Raw genomic sequence first — 17624 nt, forward strand, 5'->3', positions numbered from 1 at the left:
GTAGGCAAACTCTTTTTTTATAGACATTCGATGCGAATCGAGAAAGGAATTTGATCGTGGAATTTTTAGGGACACTATGTTTGGTATTGATCACAACTTCATTGGCAGGTCACTTTAGCCGGCGGATCGGAGTTCCAGCAGTCATTGGGCAGCTGCTGGTTGGAATTTTAATTGGCCCGGCTGTTTTGGGATGGGTGCACAACAATGCGTTTATGCACACCTTTTCTGAAATCGGGGTTATCATTTTGATGTTTATTGCTGGCCTTGAAAGCGACTTGGGAATGCTGAAAAAGTATTTTAAACCGGCATTGGCGGTTGCATTCAGCGGCGTTGTTTTTCCCGTAGTGCTGATTTACTTTTTTGGAAAGTTGTTTCATTTTTCATTTGAGCAGGCAATTTTTTTGGGAGTTACCTTTTCAGCAACCTCGGTTAGTATTTCGGTAGAGGTTTTAAAAGAGCTAAAACGGTTGAAATCCAAGGAAGGAACAACAATTTTGGGAGCAGCTGTAATTGATGATATTATCTCAGTGATCATTTTAAGTGTGCTTGTAAGTATGTTCAGTAATGTTGCCAAAGCTCAGGGCGGCCATCATTCAAGTAACCTTTGGATGAGTTTCCTATTGGATGTGCTTTACTTTGTTGTGATTTTCTTCTTGTTTGAATGGATCGCGCCGAAGATGATGCGTTTGGGTGAACATTTAAAAGTTGTTTCGTCAGTTACGCTAATGTCGATCGTTTTGTGCTTAGGCATGGCCTGGCTTGCTGAACAGGTCGGCTTAAGCGATGTTGTGGGGGCATTCTTTGCAGGAGTCGCAATTGCCCAGACTCCATATAAAAAGGAAGTCGACTCCAATATTGAACCGATTGGCTATGCGGTCTTCATTCCGGTGTTTTTTGTCAGCATTGGGTTGAATATGACGTTTAAAGGTTTTTTTGATGACCTGATTTTTATCGTTTCGTTAACGATCTTAGCATTGATTACCAAGTGGCTTGGTTGCGGTTTGGGGGCAAAGGTTTTGGGAATGAATTACGATTCAATGAACATTATTGGATCAGGAATGGTTTCTCGTGGCGAAATGGCCCTGATTATTGCTCAAATCGGGTATGAAGCTCATTTATTGAGTTCAGAATATTACTCGGGCGTGATTTTTGTAATCATTCTGACGACCCTTGCAGCGCCGTTTATGCTTAAGGCAGCCATCAAGCGTCAAATGCGCAATGAAAAGTAAAAATGAATATTGAATGAACAACCCTTGAATTTACTGAAGATTCAATGTATTTAGTAGGTTCAAGGGCTTTTTCATTGTATAATGACCATCAGAGATACTAAAGAAATCAGGTAAGTGAAATGAAGTTATCGGAGAAGGGATACAGGTTAATTGTCAAATTGTATCAGCTCCCATTTATTTTAGTAATGCGACGAACGATGTTGATGCTCTTTCCGTTTGCGGTTTTGGGCAGTATTGCATCGGTTTTTAATGTTTCAATTTTGTCGCGAACAGGCTTTATTGGAAATATTTTCTATATTACCCAGTGGTTACCGCATGTTGCTCGAATTCGTTCAATGTTTGCAGCCTTCAGTATGATGACAGTCAAAATCTTAGCGGTTCTTGCGGCTTATCAGGCAGGAGCACATACGGCGCGACTATATCACAAAAATACTGAAATGACCGGGATGACTGGGATGTTGGCCTTCTTAATTATTGCTTTGCGTCCGGTTCAGCGACAATATGGGCCGAAAACCTTTCTTCAGTTTAATGTTAATAACAATCTGATGGGAATTCAGGGAATTTTAATTGGAATTTTGATTGGATTTATTACGGGGCAGATTTTTCGAATTTTTAATCGTAAACCGATTTCAATTCGTTCAGATGCATTTTCACGAGCTTACCGGACAATTATTCCGGTTATGATCACATTGGGAATAGCGATCATTGTTAATCAGCTGATCATTCAAATTTACAAGTACCAAATTCCAGCAGGAATCTCAAATTATTATCAAGCATTATCGTCAAAAAAGCACGGGTTAGTAATGACCATAATTTTAGGAGCGTGGTCAAGCTTCTTAGCATGGTTGGAATTAAGCGGCCCATATAATCAAACTAGTTTTAATGATGATCCGGCGGCGGTTGCAGATTTGACCTATGCTTTGAAACATCATAGTCCATGGAACGTTCCATATAAGTACACTCAAACAACGTTGTATCACAGCTTTGGAACGTTTGGTGGGGTCGGATCGACTTTAGCGCTGGTAATAGCAATTATTATTGTTGCTCGAACAAGTCGGTATCACCAGGTTGCACGGTGGGCAATATTTCCAACGTTATTTAACGCTAATCAACCAATTTTACTAGGAATTCCGGTTCTATTTAATCCAATTTTTTTGATTCCTTTTGTGGCAACGCCAGTGGTAAATATGTTGATTGCAGCATTTGCGATTCATTTTCAAATTATGCCACCAGTAACTTACCCGTCGCCGCTTGATACGCCGGGAGCTTTGTCGGCATTTATCGGGACAGGCGGGAACTTTATGGCTTTATTAGTCGGGATTTTGATTATGACATTAGATGTGTTAATTTACATTCCATTTGTCAAACTTTCCGAACAGGTGCGAAACGAAATGCAGGTTAAGAAACAGCAACAGTTAAGAATACGATAATAAGGAAGTGTAGCAAATGAGTGTACATAAGAAACGAAGTGGAATTTTCTTACTAGTTGCGGGAATTATTATGTTAGCAATGACGATTCCGTCATATTTTTGGGCTCGTAATAACATTGATGAACTCGCGCATTGGCAAAATTCTAAGCTTTCGCCGGTGATTATGATTCCTGGAAGCTCAGCTACAGTTAATCGCTTTGACGATATGGTTAAGTTGCTTAATCAAACGGACCATCAGAATCACAGTTTATTAAAGGTTAAAGTATTCAATGATGGTAAAATCAAATATTATGGCAAGATTCGCTCTGGCGATAATGAACCAATTATTGTAGTTGGTTTCCAAAATAATCATGACGGATATAGTAATATTTTGAAACAAGCAAAAATGTTTAACGAAGCATTTAAAGCGTTGCAGGAGAAATATTATTTTAACAATTATAAAGCAATTGGACATTCAAATGGCGGGTTAGTTTACACGGCTTTTTTAGAAAAATACTATAAAAATTATGACGTTCGTATGACAAGTTTGATGACGATTGGCTCGCCGTTTAATTTTGATGAAACGAATTTAAAATATAAAACACAGATGCTGTCTGACTTTATTAAGGCACGGAAGAATATTCCTAAAAGTTTGACGGTTTATTCGGTTGCGGGAACTGAAAACTATGATTCAGATGGATTAGTCCCATTGAACAGTGTGGAAGCAGAAAAGTATGTTTATCAGGGCCAAGTTAAACATTACACTGAAATTACAGTAACTGGCGTAAACGCCGAGCATTCCGATTTACCGCAAAATCGGCAAATTGTAGATCTAATTCAAAAATACATTTTGACTGCGGATGATCCAAATGTAAACGGCGGTGGCCCGAGACACCAGCCAGAAAAATAACAAAATTAAGTGCCTCTTTGGTTTATCGAATGATTTGCTTTTGGTAAAATGAAAGTAAATGATTTTTGAGAAAGGAGCGGCACTTTTTTGCATACTTTGGGGATTATAATTGGAGTTATTTGGATCATTAACTTATTGGCTGCGATTATCACGGTTTTTCATGAAAAGCGTGATATTTCGACAACGTGGGCATGGTTGCTGGTACTTCTTCTTATTCCGATTTTTGGATTTCTACTTTATTTATTTGTAGGGCGTAAAATTTCACATGATAAAATTTTCACAATTCAAAAAGAACAGGAAAAAGTTATTAATTCCCTTACGCGACGTCAAAAAGAAATGTGGCAAAAACGGGATTTAGATAAAAATAGCACTCAGCAAGAGCGGGAACTGGAACATCTATTTCTTGAATCTGAAGGCGCATTTTTAACAACCAATAATCAAACGCAGTTATTTGATGATGGGAAAATGTTCTTTGATTCGCTGTTAAAAGATATCCAGCATGCCCAGCATAGTATTCACATTGAGTTTTATACTTTTTATGCTGACCAGATCGGTCATAAAGTATTACATGCATTAGAAGATGCAGCTGAACGCGGCGTGGAAGTCCGGGTCCTCTATGATATGTGGGGCTCGGTGGGAACGAATTATAAATTTTTCAAGCGTTTGGAAGAACTTGGTGGCGAAGCGCAGGGATTTATCTCAAGTTCTGAAAAACAATTGATTACAACGCCACGATTAAACTATCATGACCATCGTAAATTAGTCATTATTGATGGGAAAGTAGGATATATTGGCGGTTTTAATATCGGTGACCAATATCTCGGCCGAATTGAAAAATATGGTTATTGGCGAGATACCCATATGCGTGTCTATGGGATGGTCACGATTCAGATGCAGGCGCGTTTTATGATGGATTGGAATACAACCTGTCGGCGAACGACGAAAAGACGGTTTGAATTTGAAAAGAAATATTTTCCAGTATTTGAGGGAAATGGGAATACTAAAATGCAGATTGTTTCATCTGGCCCAGACAGTGAACGCCATTCAATTCGCCGGGGATATCAAAAGATTATTTCAACCGCTCAGCAATATCTTTATATTCAAACGCCGTATTTGATTCCAGATGATTCAGTGATTGAATCATTGATTATTGCAGCATTGTCAGGAGTTGATGTGCGAATCATGATTCCAAGTAAACCGGATCACCCATTTGTTTACCGGGCAACGGAATACTATGCGAAGTACTTGGTAAATAATGGGGTGAAGGTTTACCGATATGATAATGGTTTTTTACATGCCAAGACGATGATTACTGATGATACGATTGCTTCGGTAGGATCAGCCAACCTTGATTTTCGTAGTTTTGAGCTGAACTTTGAATGTAATGCGTTTTGCTATGATACGGCTTTGACTCGTCAATTGAGGACGATTTACGAAAAAGACTTGAAACATTGCACGGAATTAACACCAGAATATTTTGAAAAACAATCATGGTGGCGAAAATTTAAGCAGTATTTTTCACGACTGTTATCGCCAATCTTATAATTATAAAAAATGGAATCGGATTTTTCCGATTCCATTTTTTGATTAAAGATTATTATTTATGATTTTTAAATTGAGGACGTTTCAAAATTAAATTCAATACCACAGCACATACACTGGCAATAACGATTCCATTACCAAGAAAAAGTTGAAGGGATTGTGGCAATGCTTGGAAAATAGTAGGATAAACCGCTACTCCAAGGCCAGCACCAACCGAGATGGCAACGATTAAAGTGTTACGTTCATCGGTAAAGTCAACTTTTAAAAGCATGCGAATTCCTTGGACGCTGATCATTGAAAACATCACGAGCATGGCACCGCCTAAAACAGGAGTGGGGATAATGGTTGCTAAAGCACCAACTTTCGGAAGAAGCCCCATCAACATCAGTAAACATGCTGCCCAGTAGATTGGACGTTTAGTCCGGATGCCAGAAAGTTCAAGTAACCCGACATTTTGTGAGAAGGTAGTGTATGGGAATGTATTGAAAATTCCTCCAAGAATAACGGCGAATCCTTCAGCTCGATATCCTCTTTTCAAGTCTTCTTTTTGAATGTCACGGTCAAGTAAATTTCCTAATGCAAAAAAGACACCGGTTGATTCAACCATTGAAACTAAGGCAATGATGATCATTGTCAAAGATGGGGAAAGAGCAAACCGTGGCATTCCAAAGTAAAATGGTTGAGGAATGTGGAACCACGCAGCTTGGACAACTGGTTTAAGTGAAACCATTCCCATAAATGAAGCAACAATTGTTCCGCCAATCAATCCAATCAAAACGGCAATTGATCGAATGAACCCCTTGCCCCAAAACTGAATTGCCAGAATGATCAAAATTGTAATACCACCAACTGCAATATTTGGTAGTGATCCAAAAGATTTGCTGGTGACGGTTCCACCGCCGAGATTTTGAACGGCGATAGGAATTAAAGTTAAGCCAATAACCGTGATTAAACTACCGGTTACAACTGGTGGAAAAAGTTTGCGGATTTTTGCAAATTGTCCTGCAATCAGAAAAACAAAAATTCCAGCAATAATAATCGATCCATACATTGTTCCAATTGAGTATTCGCGACCAATCATCTTTAATGGCTCAACGGCTTGAATGGCACATCCTAAAATAACTGGTAAACCGATTCCGAAATACCGGTTACGTGCAAGTTGTAGAAAAGTAGCTAGACCGCACATGAAAATGTCGATGGAGACCAAATAGGTCATCTGAGCGCTGGAAAAGTGCAGGGCAGTTCCAATCAATAATGGAACAGCAACTGCCCCAGAATACATTGCTAATAAATGTTGGATTCCTAATACAAATGCTTTTCGGTGATTAACTTCAGGTGATATTTGGTTCATAACTAATCCTCCATAAAGGTTACTTGATGATTGGCAAGGGATTTGATTCTGACTAATGATTCGAGATGGTATCCAGCCTCTCGTAATTGTTGTCCACCTTTTTGGAAAGCTTTTTCAATTACAATTCCAATCCCAGCAAGACTACAATCAGCTTGCTGACATATTTTGATTAGGCCGTTAACGGCTTCGCCGTTGGCTAGAAAATCATCAATGATTAAAACATTGTCGTTAGAATCAACAAAATTACAGTCAACAAGAATGTGATTTGTAACCTTTTTAGTGTATGAAAAAACCTCTGCATGGTAATTATGGTTATCTTGAAGTACACTTTGGAACTTACGAGCAAAGACAACGGGAACATTGAGTGCTAAACCAGTCATTAGAGCTGGTGCGATTCCAGAAGCTTCGATTGTTAAGATTTTAGTGATTTTCTGAGTTGAAAAAAGACGTTTAAATTGTTCCCCGATTCGCTTCATTAGGAAGGGATCAATTTGATGGTTAAGAAATGAGTTAACTTTTAAGATATCGTCGCTAAGGACTTTACCATCTTGAAGGATACGTTGTTTGAGTTCTTCCATAAATAAAAAAATCCTTTCATTTTGCTTGATAACGCTGGTGGTTAATCAAATTAAAAATGAACGGATTAAGGCTGATTCCGAGCATTTTAAGCTTATAGTCCGATGTTTTACGGGATCGGGTAGAAACTTGCTAACCATATCATAGCGATTATATAAGCAAAAAAATTACTTAATATTAGTTATATTACGAACAATTATTATTATGAACGATTATTTTTAATTGTCAATCATTAATGAACAATTTGACTGATAAGTATTCATTTTGTTCTTGAAAACTCATAGTAACTTCTCTATAATATCATCTGGACGTTTTAAGAAATTAAAAGGGAGAAAAGAAATGGAAACCTTTGATTATGAAGATGTACAATTAATTCCGAACAAATGTGTTTTGAAAAGTCGGAAAGAGGCAGATACCCGAATTAAATTCGGCCCGCGGGTGTTTAAGTTACCGGTCGTTCCGGCGAATATGGCAAGTGTGATCGATGAAGACCTAGCTTTATGGCTAGCCCAAAACGGGTATTTTTATGTGATGCACCGGTTTGAACCGCAAACGCGGGCAGCTTTTGTGCAACGGATACACCAGCAAGGTCAATTCGCATCGATTTCAATTGGAATCAAGGATCATGAATACCAATTAGTTGATCAATTAAAGGAAATGCATGAAGTTCCAGAATATATCACGATCGATGTTGCGCATGGGCATTCGGATTACGTAATGAAAATGATCGACTATATTAAGAAAAAATTACCGGAAAGTTTTGTGATTGTTGGTAACATTGCAACCCCGCAAGCCGTAATTGATTTGGAAAGTGCCGGTGCCGATGCCACAAAGGTGGGAATTGGCCCTGGAAAAGCATGCATTACTAAATTAAAAACCGGATTTGGAACTGGTGGCTGGCAATTAGCTGCGATTCAAGCATGCAGTGCGGTAGCCCATTGTCCAATCGTTGCAGATGGCGGTGTTCGGTATAATGGCGATATTGCCAAGTCGATTCGGTTTGGGGCTTCAATGGTAATGATTGGATCAATGTTTGCAGGACACCAGGAATCACCTGGCGAAATGATGACAATTGATGGACAAAAGTATAAGAAATACTGGGGCTCGGCATCGGCTGTTCAGAAAAACGATGTGCATAATATTGAAGGTAAACAGTTGCTTGTTCCGTATCGTGGTAAAATTAGCGATACATTACAAGCAATGCAGGAAGATTTGCAATCATCAATTTCTTATGCTGGCGGGCGTAAGCTAGAAGACTTACGTAAGGTTGATTATGTAATTGTAAAAAATTCAATTATTAATGGTGATCAATTAGGAGATTAAAATAGGATGTGTTTTAGGAACACATCCTATTTTATATTATATTTAAAACAAACAGACTACATGAAAACATTAATTATAGGACATAGGTTCAGCGGACCTTCATTTATCACGTTTGTTTTTAATGTTTTTGCTTTTTTATTGAATACTTACAAACGAATTGAACTTCATATATTCATAATGCAGCCGCATACTTGAAAACTCAAACGGTGTTCCATTATCGAGAAAGAAGATGCCTTCCATTACCCCGACTGGTTGGGTAGGGTCAAGTTTTAGCAGTTCTTGATCATGCTGATTTGATGGTTCAGCAAAAACGGACATGAATGATTTTGAAACTGACTGTTTCAATTCACGATGAACATAGTCAAAAATCGACTTTTCAAGAATACTGCTGCTTAGCTTTGGAAGCAGTTTAATCGGAATAAAGCCGGTTTCGATCATAAATGGCTGATCGTCAAAGAATCGCAATCGCTTGATCTGATAGACAAAATCTTCGCTTTCGAGGAAAAGATCGCGTTGGAGTTCAGCAGTGGGACGTATAACGTCGAAACTTAAAACTTTGACGCTTGGCTTTTCACCGTTTAATTGGAAGTTGTCTGAAATTCCAAGGTTCTTGCCGGAACCATAATTAAAAACAGATTCGTTTTTTAAATAAAGTGGATTAATAAATGTTCCCGAACCGCGTTTTTTAAAGATAATTCCATCACTGGCCATGCGGCTGAGCGCGCGTTTAATTGAGCTGCGGCTTACATCGTATTTCTCAGCAAGACTGCGTTCATCTGGTAATTTCATGTCTGGAAATTCGTTGTTAAAGATTTTCTTTTTTAAATCAGTGATAATTTGCTGGTAAATCAATTCAGCCATGGTTAAACTCCTCTTAGTATAGTGCTATTACCAGTTAAGCACATGGCTGCAAAGATGACAAGTGAAATCTGAAAAGACAAATTAATGCATGAAAAATGTAAAAAGTGTATAATCCTTTTTAGGAAAATTTATTTCAATGATGAAATGAGTTTTTAATTACATAAGAATGTTAGGAAAGAACTCTATATAGGAGGATATTATGGCATCAGTATTAGTTGTAGGTGGAGCCGGATATATCGGTTCACATATGGTCGACCGTTTAATTGAAAACGGCGAAGATACAGTTGTCGTTGATAACTTATGCACGGGTCACCGTGCAGCTGTGAGCGACAAAGCAAAATTCTATGAAGGCGATATCGCAGATAAAGACTTTATGCGGAAAGTATTCAAGGAAAATCCTGATATCGATACGGTAATTCACTTTGCTGCATACTCATTGGTTGGTGAATCAATGCACAAACCTTTGAAGTACTTTGATAACAACATTACAGGCTTGATCAAGTTGCTTGAAGTAATGAAAGAAGTTGGTGTAAAGAACTTAGTCTTCTCATCATCAGCTGCAACATATGGCATTCCAGATCACATGCCAATCAAGGAATCAGACCCACAAAACCCAATCAACCCTTACGGTGAAAGTAAGTTAATGATGGAAAAAATCATGAAGTGGGCCGACGAAGCATATGGAATCAAGTGGGTTGCATTACGTTACTTCAACGTTGCAGGTGCAAAGCCGGATGGCTCAATTGGTGAAGACCACGGCCCAGAGACACATTTAGTTCCAATTATTTTGCAAGTAGCTCAAGGCAAGCGCGATAAGTTACAAATTTATGGTGACGACTACAACACCCCAGATGGAACAAACATTCGGGATTATGTTCATCCATATGATTTGGCTGACGCTCACATCTTAGCAATGAACTACTTGCGTGACGGTAATCCGTCAGATGCATTCAACTTGGGTTCATCAACTGGATTCTCAAACTTAGAAATGTTGAAGGCTGCACGGGAAGTTACAGGAAAAGAAATTCCTGCAGAAATTGCTGGCCGGCGTGGTGGCGATCCGGACTCATTGGTTGCCGCTTCAGATAAGGCCCGCAAGATCTTAGGCTGGGAACCGAAATATGACGATGTTCACAGTCTAATTGAAACGGCATGGGCATGGCACTCAAAACATCCAAATGGCTTTGATGACAAAGATTAATTAAGACGACTTTGAACGTGAAATGGTTTGAACGCCATTTCACGTTTTTTTGTTTAAAATAATAGATGGCACCGCTTTACTCTTAATGAGGATATGAGATAATGGAAGCGTAGAACGATACTACTTAATACAGGAGATAAAAAATGGACATTTTACAACATACATTTGGACGTTATCAGAATGAAAAGGTTACGGAAATTACGTTAGTTAATGACAATGGGGTTGAAGTATCATGCCTAACAATGGGGGCAATTTGGCATCGGTTTGCAGTTCCAGAAAATGATGGTACGAAGAAAAATCTTTTGCTGAGTTTTGATGGCATTGACGATTACTATTCAAATAACCAGAACATCTGTAAGTCAATCGGCCGGGTTGCTGGTCGTATCAAAGGTGCTTCATATGATTTAGATGGCAAGCATTATCAATTACCGGCAAATGAAAATGGCAATACCCTACATGGTGGTCCTAACGGTTTTTCAACGTTAAACTGGAACTATTCAACTTCGATTTCGAAGAATGGAATCAGCGTTATTTTTCAACGAAAGATTGATGAAACCATGGACGGCTTTCCAGGCAATATTTTAGCAACAATTATTTATACATTAAATAACAATAATCGGGTCACAATTGCATACAGTGCAATGAATGGCAAAGAAGACACGCTTTTTAATCCAACATGTCACGCATACTTTAATTTAAGCGATCGGCACGATCTGACGACGCATGAAATGCAGATTAACAGTACAGGAATTCTTGATGTAAATGACCAGTTGATTCCAACCGGTGAAGTTTTGCCCATTGCGAATACGCCATATGATTTCCGCGATTTTAGTAATGTTGCCTTGGCAGTCGGCAAAGTTCATGGCCTTGATACGGCCTATGTTGTAAACGGTCCCGGTCAAGGTACGAAACCAGTTGCTATTTTACGTGACCGGGAAAGCGGCCGGCAAATTACGGTCAACTCTGATCGGAACGGCTTAGTGGTATACACTCCTGAGGAAATTGATGATCAAAACATATCATTCAGTCGCGATCATGGTGAACCGGCAAATAAAAACGAGGGAATTGCTCTTGAATGTCAAATGTTACCTGATGCAATTCATCAAGATAATTTTGGCGATATTGTTTTGCCACGGTATAGTAAACAGACATACCGGTTCTCATTTACCTATGACCGGATTAAAAATGAAGATTAATGGAGTAAATTAAAATGCAAAATTTTTTATTTGATTTTGATGGAACGATTGCCGATTCAGGAGATGCGGCTGCCCTTGCGACTCAGGCATGTTTTAAAGATTTTGATCTTGAAGTTCCCTCAGCTGAAACGGTACGGTATTACATGGGCGTTCCAATTGAAACCTTCATTCCAGAATTGGTTGAAAAACAAGGAAAGCATTATTCAGCTAAGCAATTCGAAACAATGTATGATAGCTTCCGGCGTCACTATAGTGAAATCGAACAGCAAACAACGACTTTGTTCCCACAAATGAAGGACACGCTGACCGCATTAAAAGATGCTGGCAAGCAACTCTTCATCATTTCGAGCAAGTCTTCGACCTCTTTAAAACGCAATTCGAAGGCGCTTGGAATTGCTGATTTGTTCGATGACCTGATTGGTTCTGACCAAGTTGATCATTATAAGCCAGCTCCAGATGGAATTTTGATGATAGTCGAAAAATATCACTTAGATAAAAATGTTTCAGTAATGATCGGCGATGCGAAGTATGACCTTCAAATGGGTAGGGCGGCCGGAGTAAAAACATGTGGCTGCTTGTGGGATACGTTTGACGCACAGTTATTAAAAGCCGAAAACCCAGACTTTCTTTTAGAAAAGCCAGTCGAATTATTGAATATTTAAGTTAAAGGTGTAATGAGCCAGAGGTAAAGCGTGGTTTCATTACACCTTTAATGTATAATTAAATTATTGTGAATTAACAGATAGAAAGGGAAGAGTTAATGAGTTTATGGCAACGCTTTTTGAATAATACGCGGTTACGGCGGTTTGTGATCCTGTTGTTTTTGATTGGAATTTTATTTGCATTCCACAAGATGATCAGTATTATTTTGCTGACGTTTATTTTTTCATTTTTGATCATCCGGTTGATCAACTGGATTCAAAAACGGGTCAAGATTCCGTCGCCAATGATCGTAGTTGGAGTATACCTGCTGCTGATTCTGTTATTCGTAGCGGCGGTTACGACCTATGTTCCAAAATTGATCGTTCAGTCGGAAAACATGATCCATTCGATTTTACATTTTTACAAACATTTGCCAGAAGGGGCCGGTGAGATCGCAACGTATGTTTCAGCTTACATTAAGCACAGCGACTTTAGCCAGCAGCTGAAAGGCGGAATGACGGTTATTTTTGGTTATATCAGTAAGGCCGGCTCAATGGGCTTTACGTTCGTAATGTCATTGCTACTGAGTTTCTTCTTTACGGTCGAAAAGGATACAACATTTAAATTTTCGCGCAGCTTCTTAGAAGGACCGTACTCATGGATTTTCAAAGATATTTATCACTTTGCGAAGATCTTTACTAACACATTTGGAGTTGTTTTAGAAGCGCAATTTTTAATCGCGATTGTTAACACGATTTTGACGTGCATTGGGCTGGCAATCATCGGAGTTCCGCAAATTGCCAGTTTAGCTGTAATGATTTTTGTGTTAAGCTTGATACCAGTTGCGGGAGTTATCATTTCGACGATTCCCATGTCGTTTGTTGCGTATACGGATGGCGGGTTCCGGGATGTAGTTTACGTATTGATCATGTTACTGGTTATTCATGCGATCGAAGCCTACATTTTGAATCCGAAGTTCATGTCAAGCCGCACCGAACTGCCGATTTTTTATACCTTTGTTGTGTTATTTGTTTCAGAACGGCTTTTTGGAACATGGGGCTTGATCGTCGGAATTCCGATTTTCACTTTCTTATTGAATGTGTTGGAAATCGAACCGCATCCGGGCCGGCATCAGAAATTGCATCGAAAAGTGCAACAACGGCGTAAGAAAGGTGAGAGCAATGAATAAGGAAGATTTTGTAAAACAATATGCGGTTGAACGCCAAAATACGAATTCGGTAAAATGGGATGGAATGCAAGCTAAATTTGGTGAAAGTGATCTGTTACCGATGTGGGTTGCAGATATGGAATTTAAAGCACCGGAAGCAGTCCGTAAAGCATTGCATGCTCGAATTGATGAGGGTGCATTCGGCTATTCGTTTACGCCAGATTCATACTATGATGCTTACTTTACATGGCAAAAAGAACGGTACGGAATTGAACTGCATAAGGAGTGGGTCCGTTTGAATCCTAATGTGGTGCAATCATTAAGTAACCTAGTTCAGTTACTAACGAAGCCAGGGGATGCAGTGATGGTTTTGCAACCCGTTTATTTCCCGTTTATGGATGTGATTGAAAAGAATGATCGCAAATTAGTTGTTTCAAATTTGATCGATAATCACGGCCGTTACGAACTCGATCTGGATGACATGCGGCAAAAAATGATTGATAACCAAGTCCAGCTGATGATCTTCTGCAACCCGCATAATCCGGTCGGGCGCGTATGGTCAGCCCAAGAACTTGAAGATGTATTGGAACTTTGCCGTCAGGAACAAGTGCTAGTGATCTCTGATGAAATTCACCATGATTTAATGATTGACGGTAGTCAATTTACATCAATGTTGAACATTAAAGACGGTTTTTACCGCGATAATTTGGTCGTCGTTGATTCACCTTCGAAGACTTTTAATTTGGCATCATTGTGGAACAGCCATGTGATCATTCCAAATCCGCAAATTATGATGCGCTATGACACATATCAGGAACGGATGAAGAATCCGGGCGGTTGTTTGTTAGGCCAAGTTGCTGGTGAGGCAGCATACCGGCAGGGCACCGAATGGCTTGAAGGATTGCTTGAAACAATTGCGGATAACTATCACTATGTTCGCAATGAATTGAAGAAAGAACTTCCAGAAGCTGTGATTTCACCGCTTGAAGGAACATATCTTGCATGGATTGATCTTTCCCACCTTGTCGCAGCTGAAGACTTGCAAACCGTAATTCAAGATAAGGCAAAATTGGCCGTTGATTTTGGCGACTGGTTCGGTGAAGCGGGCAAGGGCCACATTCGCTTTAACTTAGCGACGACGCCGGCAAATGTCCGCCAGGCAATGAAGCGGTTAATTCAAGCCGTTCAAGCATATCAGGAATAATTTGTTAAAGAGACTATTAATTTTTAATAATTCAGTGTAAAATACTCAATGTAATATCTTAATTCAAGAAAGAGGTTACGAATATGTCAAAATTAGTATTCATCCGTCACGGACAAAGTGAATGGAACTTAAAGAACCTTTTCACTGGTTGGACAGACGTTAACTTAAGTGAAAATGGTGTTGCAGAAGCTAAGGAAGCTGGTCGCAAACTTAAAGATGCCGGCATCCAATTAGACCAAGCATACACATCAGTTTTAAAGCGTGCTATCATGACATTGCACTATGCTTTGGAAGAATCAGATCAATTATGGATTCCAGAAGTTAAGTCATGGCGCTTAAACGAACGTCACTATGGTGACTTGCAAGGCCAAAACAAGGCAGAAGCTGCTGAAAAATTTGGTGAAGAACAAGTTCACATCTGGCGTCGTTCATATGACGTTTTACCTCCAATGTTAAGTGAAGATGATCCTCGCTCAGCTGCTCAAGATCGTCGTTACGCAAACTTGGATCCAAACGTTATCCCTGGCGGTGAAAACTTGAAAGTTACACTTGAACGTGTAATGCCATTCTGGGAAGACCATATTGCTCCAGACTTGTTAGCTGGCAAGAACGTCATCGTTGCTGCCCATGGTAACTCATTACGGGCTTTGACAAAATATCTTGAAGGTATTTCAGATGATGACATTATTAACTTGGAAATCCCAACCGGTCAACCAATCGTTTACGATTTAGACGAAAACTTGAAAGTTGTTGACAAGAAACAACTTTAATTTGAAGTTGATTAAAATGAAAGATGCGCTTCGGCGTGTCTTTTTTGTTTGGGGTAATAAATTTATTTGCCGACTAATAGCTTTGATTAGAACGTTAGGGAACAAGCGTGCTAGAATAAACATATAAGATTTTGAGAGGGAAATGAAGGATGATTAATTCAAAACGAAAATTTGATTGGTTCAGTTTGGTAATCGGAATTTTATGGATAATTCTAGGAGCTGCGGCTATTAATTCGCCAAGCACTGCCATCAGTGTGATTGCCGTTTTTGTTGGAATTGGAGCATTGGCAAAGGGAATTTACACGTTATGGCTTCGACGGGTGATCCAGATGCTGACGGGCAGCAACAGTAAGATGATGTTGTTGATTGTTTCGTCCTTGGTTGATATTATTTTAGGAATCATTTTCCTGTTCCGAATTCATTTTGGTTTTGGGATTATTGCTTACTTGTTTGCATTCTGGTTTATCTTCGATTCGATTTTGCAATTGGTGATTGACCACTTCTTTAAGGCAATGAACCGGTCGTACTTTGATATTTTGATCGTGTTAAACATTATCACGTTGATTTTAGGCGTGGTGTTGCTGTTTAATCCGATGTTATCGATTTATACCTTGATTGGCGTAGTTGCATTCTATTTGTTCTTGATTGGAATTACAAAGATTATTCAGGCGTTTTAAGAAAAAGGGTGACAAAACGTTAAAAACGAGTTTCCAGCAGCTCGTTTATTTTGGAACCCGATAAAGAAGCTGTGGCTTTTCAGTCACAGCTTCTTTTTTTACTTTAATGCTTTATCAGGGATCACCCAAATCACAACTGCTAACAGACTGATGGCAATTGTTGAAATGGGGACCATGTAACCACAGCAAATCGCTAAAATGTTGATCAGCAAGTTAAGGTGAAGTTTAAAATGATAAACCTTAAATCGAGGTAAAGTATTAAGCGCAGGATTAAAGTGAATCAAAGTTTTCATTAGTAAATAATATGATAAGTCAATACAAAGCATAATAGCCGCGTAAAACATTTCTGGATCACGTTGATTAATATTACGGGCAAGCCATGAAGAAGCAAACGGCAGAAAGGTAATGAAAAGCAGAAAGATACTATTTGCCCATGAAACTTGAGGGGTAATTTTAAGACTTTTCAATCCTGAAAAAAGCCGTCCATGATTAACCCAATACATTGAAATTAAAAGGAAACTATAAATATATGTTAAAAAGTGGTTATTGGCGCGGAAAATGTCACTGAAAAGATGACCCGCAGGTGCGTGAATATCGAGAACCATCAGTGTGATCACGATGGCAATTACTGCGTTAGTATAATCTTCAAGCCGTTCAACCTTGTTCATAATTCTACCTCCAATTTGCCTTTAATTATAATTCTATTTACTACAAATAAGGATGAAAAAGGCCGTCAAACATCATGACTAAATTAAAAAATGATGAGAATTAAAAAATTAAACATTTTTTTGAAAGCAACATTTAATCTAAAAATGTTGATGCAAAATAACGAATAAAATAAAACAAGTATTGATTTTTGAAAGCAAACCGCGTATCTTTTCTCAATGAAAATTGAAAAGAAAGAGATGTTGTTTTATGAAGAAATCAATTAAAGCGACCATTTTTGGATCAGCAGCAGTATTAATGTCAATTTCGCTTGCCGCATGCGGTAGTTCAAATACAAGCGAGTCAACGAAAAAGACAATAGCATCAAAAACAGAAAGGATTCAGTCAAAGAAGTCATCAGTCAGTTTAGCAATCAGTGCTGCTGAATCATCAGCAGTTTCAAGTAGTACGAGCTCTGAAGCTTCATCAATAAGCAGCGCTAGTTCTTCAAGTAAAGTGTCAGCTCAGAATTTGACACCACAACAACTTGGAATCTTAGTTGTTCTTAATCAAAATCCACAATTATTGCAGGCTTTGGATGCAGGGCCTAATGAATCAACAGGCTTGTGGTTTGCGTCAAGCGATGATAATGATACTAACGTGGAATTAGCTGGATTTGACGCAATTACAACACATGGAGATGGTACGGCTAATTTATACTATAAGTTAAATGGTAATAATGTGATTATTAAGAAAATGGATCCCAATTCAGGTAACTGTGTTGCCAATGAGAAACTAATGACAATTACAGTTCCGGTATCACAAATTATGCAGAACTATTCAACTCCGCAACAACAAAATCAAGTTAATAATGATGCAAATCAATTGAAGCAGGGAAATAATTAGTTAAAACATATAAA

17 protein-coding genes and 1 riboswitch are annotated in these 17624 nt (G+C 38.8%); of the genes, 13 read left to right on the forward strand and 4 right to left on the reverse strand.

All coding sequences use genetic code 11. From position 1 onward, the window contains the following. Positions 1–56 precede the first annotated feature (56 nt). The 4 genes from FC64_RS06870 (at position 57) to cls (ending at position 5093) form a co-directional block, all read left to right on the forward strand. Positions 57–1229: a cation:proton antiporter gene (locus tag FC64_RS06870; RefSeq protein WP_057907177.1), complete on the forward strand. Its 1173-nt coding sequence runs from the start codon at positions 57–59 to the stop codon at positions 1227–1229. Between the two features lie 119 nt (positions 1230–1348). Beyond that, the gene (locus tag FC64_RS06875; protein WP_081035667.1) at positions 1349–2659 is read left to right on the forward strand and encodes a PTS transporter subunit EIIC; all 1311 of its coding nucleotides are present in this window, start codon (positions 1349–1351) and stop codon (positions 2657–2659) included. Between the two features lie 16 nt (positions 2660–2675). Then, complete coding sequence (locus FC64_RS06880; protein WP_057907179.1) at positions 2676–3548, forward strand: alpha/beta hydrolase; 873 nt, start codon at positions 2676–2678, stop codon at positions 3546–3548. Positions 3549–3635: 87 nt separating this feature from the next. Next, the gene (cls, locus tag FC64_RS06885) at positions 3636–5093 is read left to right on the forward strand and encodes a cardiolipin synthase (RefSeq protein WP_057907180.1); all 1458 of its coding nucleotides are present in this window, start codon (positions 3636–3638) and stop codon (positions 5091–5093) included. A gap of 52 nt (positions 5094–5145) precedes the next feature. Here the strand turns inward: cls and FC64_RS06890 are convergent, their stop codons facing one another. Both FC64_RS06890 and FC64_RS06895 read right to left on the reverse strand, forming a co-directional pair. After that, a complete protein-coding gene (locus FC64_RS06890; RefSeq protein ID WP_057907181.1) occupies positions 5146–6441 on the reverse strand; it encodes a nucleobase:cation symporter-2 family protein in 1296 nt (431 codons plus the stop codon). A gap of 2 nt (positions 6442–6443) precedes the next feature. After that, complete coding sequence (locus tag FC64_RS06895; protein WP_057907182.1) at positions 6444–7019, reverse strand: xanthine phosphoribosyltransferase; 576 nt, start codon at positions 7017–7019, stop codon at positions 6444–6446. A 75-nt stretch (positions 7020–7094) separates the two neighbouring features. Further along, positions 7095–7195, reverse strand: a riboswitch (purine riboswitch). Positions 7196–7356: 161 nt separating this feature from the next. Between FC64_RS06895 and FC64_RS06900 the strand changes: the two genes are divergently transcribed. Continuing rightward, complete coding sequence (locus FC64_RS06900; protein ID WP_057907183.1) at positions 7357–8340, forward strand: GMP reductase; 984 nt, start codon at positions 7357–7359, stop codon at positions 8338–8340. Between the two features lie 135 nt (positions 8341–8475). Here FC64_RS06900 and FC64_RS06905 read toward each other — a convergent pair whose 3' ends face one another. Beyond that, the gene (locus tag FC64_RS06905; protein WP_057907184.1) at positions 8476–9201 is read right to left on the reverse strand and encodes a GntR family transcriptional regulator; all 726 of its coding nucleotides are present in this window, start codon (positions 9199–9201) and stop codon (positions 8476–8478) included. Positions 9202–9400: 199 nt separating this feature from the next. On the opposite strand from FC64_RS06905, the gene galE reads away from it, so the two are divergent. The 7 genes from galE (at position 9401) to FC64_RS06940 (ending at position 16059) form a co-directional block, all read left to right on the forward strand. After that, positions 9401–10402: a UDP-glucose 4-epimerase GalE gene (gene galE, locus FC64_RS06910; protein WP_057907185.1), complete on the forward strand. Its 1002-nt coding sequence runs from the start codon at positions 9401–9403 to the stop codon at positions 10400–10402. A 143-nt stretch (positions 10403–10545) separates the two neighbouring features. After that, complete coding sequence (locus tag FC64_RS06915) at positions 10546–11598, forward strand: aldose epimerase family protein (protein WP_057907186.1); 1053 nt, start codon at positions 10546–10548, stop codon at positions 11596–11598. A gap of 14 nt (positions 11599–11612) precedes the next feature. Next, positions 11613–12260, forward strand: a complete 648-nt coding sequence (locus FC64_RS06920; RefSeq protein ID WP_057907187.1) for an HAD family hydrolase — start codon at positions 11613–11615, stop codon at positions 12258–12260. Between the two features lie 98 nt (positions 12261–12358). Next, positions 12359–13429, forward strand: coding sequence for an AI-2E family transporter (locus FC64_RS06925; protein WP_057907188.1), 1071 nt, complete (start codon positions 12359–12361; stop codon positions 13427–13429). Further along, positions 13422–14612 (forward strand): MalY/PatB family protein, encoded by a 1191-nt coding sequence (locus tag FC64_RS06930; protein WP_057907189.1) that lies wholly within the window; start codon positions 13422–13424, stop codon positions 14610–14612. The genes FC64_RS06925 and FC64_RS06930 overlap by 8 nt, the downstream gene beginning before the upstream one ends. Positions 14613–14695: 83 nt before the next feature. Then, positions 14696–15382 (forward strand): 2,3-diphosphoglycerate-dependent phosphoglycerate mutase, encoded by a 687-nt coding sequence (locus FC64_RS06935; protein ID WP_057826975.1) that lies wholly within the window; start codon positions 14696–14698, stop codon positions 15380–15382. 149 nt (positions 15383–15531) lie between these two features. Then, positions 15532–16059 (forward strand): HdeD family acid-resistance protein, encoded by a 528-nt coding sequence (locus tag FC64_RS06940; protein WP_057907190.1) that lies wholly within the window; start codon positions 15532–15534, stop codon positions 16057–16059. 98 nt (positions 16060–16157) lie between these two features. On the opposite strand, the gene FC64_RS06945 is transcribed toward FC64_RS06940, so the two are convergent. Next, positions 16158–16727, reverse strand: a complete 570-nt coding sequence (locus FC64_RS06945) for a TMEM175 family protein (protein WP_057907191.1) — start codon at positions 16725–16727, stop codon at positions 16158–16160. Between the two features lie 247 nt (positions 16728–16974). Between FC64_RS06945 and FC64_RS06950 the strand changes: the two genes are divergently transcribed. Further along, positions 16975–17610, forward strand: coding sequence for an Lreu_0056 family protein (locus FC64_RS06950; protein WP_057907192.1), 636 nt, complete (start codon positions 16975–16977; stop codon positions 17608–17610). Positions 17611–17624 lie beyond the last annotated feature (14 nt).

The organism is Ligilactobacillus araffinosus DSM 20653 (assembly GCF_001435375.1).
Lineage (GTDB): Bacteria > Bacillota > Bacilli > Lactobacillales > Lactobacillaceae > Ligilactobacillus > Ligilactobacillus araffinosus.

Bases quoted from the DNA above. Each gene is read 5' to 3' on its own strand.
- FC64_RS06950 (WP_057907192.1), top strand. From the start codon at position 16,975: ATGAAGAAATCAATTAAAGCGACCATTTTTGGATCAGCAGCAGTATTA.
- FC64_RS06880 (WP_057907179.1), top strand. From the start codon at position 2,676: ATGAGTGTACATAAGAAACGAAGTGGAATTTTCTTACTAGTTGCGGGA.
- FC64_RS06925 (WP_057907188.1), top strand. From the start codon at position 12,359: ATGAGTTTATGGCAACGCTTTTTGAATAATACGCGGTTACGGCGGTTT.
- FC64_RS06920 (WP_057907187.1), top strand. From the start codon at position 11,613: ATGCAAAATTTTTTATTTGATTTTGATGGAACGATTGCCGATTCAGGA.
- FC64_RS06940 (WP_057907190.1), top strand. From the start codon at position 15,532: ATGATTAATTCAAAACGAAAATTTGATTGGTTCAGTTTGGTAATCGGA.
- FC64_RS06935 (WP_057826975.1), top strand. From the start codon at position 14,696: ATGTCAAAATTAGTATTCATCCGTCACGGACAAAGTGAATGGAACTTA.
- FC64_RS06890 (WP_057907181.1), bottom strand. From the start codon at position 6,441: ATGAACCAAATATCACCTGAAGTTAATCACCGAAAAGCATTTGTATTA.
- FC64_RS06895 (WP_057907182.1), bottom strand. From the start codon at position 7,019: ATGGAAGAACTCAAACAACGTATCCTTCAAGATGGTAAAGTCCTTAGC.
- FC64_RS06930 (WP_057907189.1), top strand. From the start codon at position 13,422: ATGAATAAGGAAGATTTTGTAAAACAATATGCGGTTGAACGCCAAAAT.
- FC64_RS06945 (WP_057907191.1), bottom strand. From the start codon at position 16,727: ATGAACAAGGTTGAACGGCTTGAAGATTATACTAACGCAGTAATTGCC.
- FC64_RS06900 (WP_057907183.1), top strand. From the start codon at position 7,357: ATGGAAACCTTTGATTATGAAGATGTACAATTAATTCCGAACAAATGT.
- galE (WP_057907185.1), top strand. From the start codon at position 9,401: ATGGCATCAGTATTAGTTGTAGGTGGAGCCGGATATATCGGTTCACAT.
- FC64_RS06915 (WP_057907186.1), top strand. From the start codon at position 10,546: ATGGACATTTTACAACATACATTTGGACGTTATCAGAATGAAAAGGTT.
- FC64_RS06905 (WP_057907184.1), bottom strand. From the start codon at position 9,201: ATGGCTGAATTGATTTACCAGCAAATTATCACTGATTTAAAAAAGAAA.
- FC64_RS06875 (WP_081035667.1), top strand. From the start codon at position 1,349: ATGAAGTTATCGGAGAAGGGATACAGGTTAATTGTCAAATTGTATCAG.